The sequence below is a fragment of the Kistimonas scapharcae genome, from assembly GCF_039540975.1.
GTDB classification, from domain to species: Bacteria; Pseudomonadota; Gammaproteobacteria; order Pseudomonadales; family Endozoicomonadaceae; genus Kistimonas; species Kistimonas scapharcae.
The window spans coordinates 1-4042 of the sequence record NZ_BAABFL010000310.1 but is presented as its reverse complement, the minus strand read 5'-3'; the positions used below and the strand labels follow the sequence as shown (position 1 = coordinate 4042).

The 4042-nt window shown below is 51.2% G+C and carries 1 protein-coding gene; it reads right to left on the bottom strand.

Annotated features, from left to right (window positions below):
* Window positions 1–1011: 1011 nt before the first annotated feature.
* The gene (locus tag ABD892_RS11435; protein ID WP_345195797.1) at window positions 1012–3867 is read right to left on the bottom strand and encodes a valine--tRNA ligase; all 2856 of its coding nucleotides are present in this window, start codon (window positions 3865–3867) and stop codon (window positions 1012–1014) included.
* Between the last annotated feature and the right edge of the window lie 175 nt (window positions 3868–4042).

Below are 4042 nucleotides of genomic sequence, written 5' to 3'. Positions count from 1 at the left end.
GGCTACTTGGCACCTTTCAAGTATGAACAGGAACTTGCCAAGGCAGCGTAAAAAAGTGTCCGGAAAACTCTTGCCAGATCAGTGTACAGATTGTACGGGTATTTCTGGGAATACAAAAAATGGCAGCAGAAGTAAGTGTTATTTGAGGAATGCAAAGGTAGTATCAACCATCCTAAATCTTGTTGTATGGAGTAATGCGAGTAAGGGGTAGTGTTAGAACGTATTCTGATCAATTATGCAGTGTTCGAAATGGAAGCAGATCCATGTCTTGGGCATAAAGTCGCAAATGGATTTATCTAAGTCGTTGAAGAGCCTATTGATCACTGGAGAGGTCGACGTTATCTGAAGCATTGGTTATATTCTATTACATATGTATAAGCAGTAATATGAGATTCTATTTTATGGCTTCAAGCATGCTGCCAGAAAGTGATATTTAAACCTGCGCCTCAACGATCCTTGCTAGCAAACATGAATTGTTCCAAAAAAATGATGTTGGTCATGTGCTTATGCGCGTGACTGTGTTGGCTATGGCAACTCTAATTATTTGTCGACCAGTGACGATTTGCATGTTTTGCATGTGTTGGTGTCGGTGATTGGATTTGTGGAGGTATGATTCGTCAGAATCAATATCAGGTGTTGAACAGGAGGCTGATCTGGTGGTGATTCAAAAGGCGATCACTGTTAGGTGGGGAATGAAAGTGTATTTCGATTTATGTTTGCCGTGAAGTGAATTGTGATGGCGCACTCATCGTGTGCAGTTCTCCATTGAAATTATAGTTTTTAATGATGTCTGTAGATGTTCTTTGTTTGTTTTTCTGTTTGTTAATGAATTCAAAAGTTGGGCAATTTGCAGGGTGATATTTATATTGTCGTTGTCTTTATGCTTGTTGTTTGATGAAAATTTTTACCATTGCGACAACAATAATGTTCGATTGCTGTCACAATGGCTGCTTCTCGTAAATGTGAATGTGCATCAATAGCTTACTTGATGCACATCTTAACAGGTGGGCTTTAAAGCTGTCTGATCGTTTCCATTTGCTCTTCCAGCTTCGCCTTGGCTGATTCCGCTTCTGCCAGTTTGGCCTTTTCCTTTTCCACCACATCGGCAGGCGCCTTACTGACAAATTTTTCATTGCCCAGTTTGCCGGCCAATCGTGTGGCTTCTTTCTGCAAGCGATCCACTTCCTTGGTCAGACGCGCCAACTCTGCTTCCTTGTCAATCAGGTCAGCCATAGGCACCAGCACTTCCATGGTTCCGACCAGCTGGGTCGCGGACATGGGAGCGGTTTCTGATGCGTCGAGCGCACGAATATCGCTGAGCTTGGCCAGTTTCTTGAGGTAAGAATGGTTTTCTGCCAACCGTGCCTTGTCTTCCCCTGTACAGTTTCTCAGCAGAACATCCAGTGTTTTACCCGGTGCGATGTTCATTTCGCCACGGATATTGCGGATGCCGTCAATCACACCCTTGAGCCATTCAATATCCCGGTCAGCCTGGGAATCAATCATGGCGTCATCGGGGGCAGGGAATGCCTGCAACATGATGGTGTCGCCTTCCTGACCCGCTAATGCTTTCACTTTCTGCCAAATTTCTTCCGTGATGTAAGGCATGAAGGGGTGCGCCATGCGGAGAATGGTTTCCAGCACCCGCACCAGTGTGTGACGGGTGCCGCGCTTGCGTGCGTCAGAGGCGGTGTCATCCCACAGGACCGGCTTGGACAGCTCCAGGTACCAGTCGCAGTATTCGTTCCAGACAAATTCATACAATGCCTGGGACGCGTGATCCAGACGGAATGACTCAACCGCTTCGGCAACGGTCTTTTCCGTTTGCTGCAGACGGGAGATGATCCAGCGATCCGCCAGGCTCAATTCCACCTCGCCACCCTTCTGGCCACAGTCTTCACCCTCGGTATTCATCAGAACATACCGGGTAGCGTTCCAGATCTTGTTGCAGAAGTTCCGGTAACCTTCGATCCGGCCCATGTCGAACTTGATGTCACGTCCGGTGGAAGCAAGGGAATAGAAGGTGTAGCGCAGGGCATCGGTTCCGAAGGCAGCGATACCTTCCGGGAAATGCTTGCGGGTCTGTTTCTCAATTTTGGCGGCCAGCTGAGGCTGCATCATATTGCCCGTGCGCTTTTCAACCAGGGTTTCCAGCTCAATGCCGTCAATCAGGTCCAGCGGGTCGAGTACGTTACCCTTGGACTTGGACATTTTCTGGCCTTCCTGGTCACGGACCAGACCGTGGACGTAAACGTATTTGAACGGTACCTGGGACTTGCCGTCTTCATCTTTCATGAAGTGCAGGGTCATCATGATCATCCGGGCAACCCAGAAGAAGATGATGTCAAAGCCGGTGACCAGAACGTCTGTCGGGTGGAAGGTCTTCAGACGGTCTGTGGCTTCGGGCCAGCCGAGGGTGCCGAAGGTCCAGAGCGCGGAAGAGAACCAGGTATCGAGAACGTCTTCGTCCTGGCGCAGGGTGATATCAGCTGACAGCTGATGCCTGTCGCGAATCTCGGCTTCATTATGGCCGACATAGACATTGCCCTGCTCGTCATACCAGGCAGGAATGCGGTGACCCCACCAGAGCTGACGGGAGATACACCAGTCCTGAATGTCACGCATCCAGGCGTAGTACATGTTTTCGTACTGCTTGGGAACGAACTGAATTTCACCGTCTTCAACGGCCTTGATCGCAGGTTCTGCCAGCGGCTTGGCGCGGACAAACCACTGGTCAGTCAGCAGCGGTTCAATGATGACGCCGGAACGGTCGCCATAGGGAACGGTCAGTTCATGGTCCTTGATGTCGTCCAGCAAACCGGCAGCGTCCAGGTCAGCCAGAATCTGCTTGCGGGCTGAAAAACGCTCCATACCCCGATAGGCTTCAGGGATGAATGTGTCGATGCTGTCGTTTGGTGTGCCGTCCATGTTGAAGGCGTCGGCCTGATCACTGATGTCGCCGTTGAGCGTCATCACGTTGATCATGGGCAGGTTGCAGCGCTTGCCGACTTCGTAGTCGTTGAAGTCGTGGGCAGGCGTGATTTTCACGCAGCCGGTGCCTTTTTCCATGTCGGCGTGTTCATCACCCACGATCGGAATACGACGGTTGACCAGCGGCAGGATGATCTCCTTGCCGATCAGCATCTTGTAGCGGGGGTCTTCCGGGTTAACGGCAACGCCGGTATCACCCAGCATGGTTTCCGGACGGGTGGTTGCGACAACAATGTAGTCGTTACCTTCGCTGGTGGTTTCGCCATCCGCCAGCGGATAGCGCAGGTGCCACATATGACCTTTGACGTCTTTGTTTTCGACTTCAAGGTCAGAGATCGCGGTATGCAGTTTCGGATCCCAGTTAACCAGTCGCTTGCCGCGATAGATCAGACCATCTTCATGCAGTCGAATGAAGACTTCCTGTACCGCCTTGTAGAAACCGTCGTCCATGGTGAAGCGCTCGGTTTCCCAATCGACCGAAGCGCCAAGGCGACGCAGTTGGCGGGTAATGGTACCGCCAGATTCATTTTTCCATTCCCAGACTTTATCCAGGAACGGCTCACGGCCCAGGTCGTGGCGGCTCTGGCCGGTTTCGGCGGCCAGCTTGCGCTCGACCAGCATCTGGGTGGCAATGCCGGCATGGTCTGTGCCTACCTGCCAGAGGGTGTTGTTGCCCTTCATGCGATGGTAGCGGATCAGGGCATCCATAATGGAGTCCTGGAAGGCGTGGCCCATATGCAGGCTGCCGGTCACATTGGGCGGGGGAATCATGATGGTGTAGGGCTGACCTTCGCCAGCGGGGGCGAAGTAACCGTTGTCTTCCCAAGTCTGATACCAGGAACGCTCAATGGCGTGGGGGTTGTAGGTCTTCTCCATAGCGGGGATAAAACTGCCTGTCGGAGGTTAAAAGGATGAGATTATATGCGGCGTATCATACTTTATCATGACTTGATGTCGACAGGACAACGCTATTCCTTAAATCCCGCTTAACCTTGGGAATGTGAGCAAGCTGGCCGTACTTTTGGCAACAGAGTACAGTTTTTGCACAAAA

Excerpts from the sequence above, each read along its gene's own strand:
- ABD892_RS11435 (WP_345195797.1), bottom strand. The coding sequence starts at position 3,867 with ATGGAGAAGACCTACAACCCCCACGCCATTGAGCGTTCCTGGTATCAG.